The sequence below is a fragment of the Pseudoalteromonas sp. S3178 genome, assembly GCF_005886985.1.
Classification (GTDB): domain Bacteria; phylum Pseudomonadota; class Gammaproteobacteria; order Enterobacterales; family Alteromonadaceae; genus Pseudoalteromonas; species Pseudoalteromonas carrageenovora.
Genome location: NZ_PNCW01000333.1, coordinates 1 through 288, shown reverse-complemented (window position 1 = coordinate 288; position 288 = coordinate 1). Strand labels below are relative to the sequence as shown.

Genomic DNA, 288 nt, shown 5'->3' with positions numbered 1-288 from the left:
GTGGCTGATTGAACAAGGCGTACCATTTGATATGGAAGTAGATAGTAAAGGGAAAGAGCGCTTTCATTTAACCCGCGAAGGTGGACATTCACATCGTCGTATATTGCACGCAGCTGATGCAACGGGTAAAGCCGTTCAAACCACATTAATTAGCCAAGTGCAGTTACACCCAAAAATTAATATACTTGAGCAATACAACGCCATCGATCTCATCAAAGATAAACATGGCGACTCAAGCGATATCAAAGGTGTTTATGTATACAACCGCAAAGCGGATAGAGTTGAGAG

Annotated in this window: 1 protein-coding gene; it reads left to right on the top strand. The window is 42.4% G+C overall.

Features of this window, described 5'->3' with window-relative positions; all coding sequences use genetic code 11:
- Nucleotides 1–288, top strand: a 288-nt coding sequence (locus CWC11_RS21190; RefSeq protein ID WP_138684197.1) for an FAD-binding protein, incomplete at both ends; no start/stop codon positions are given.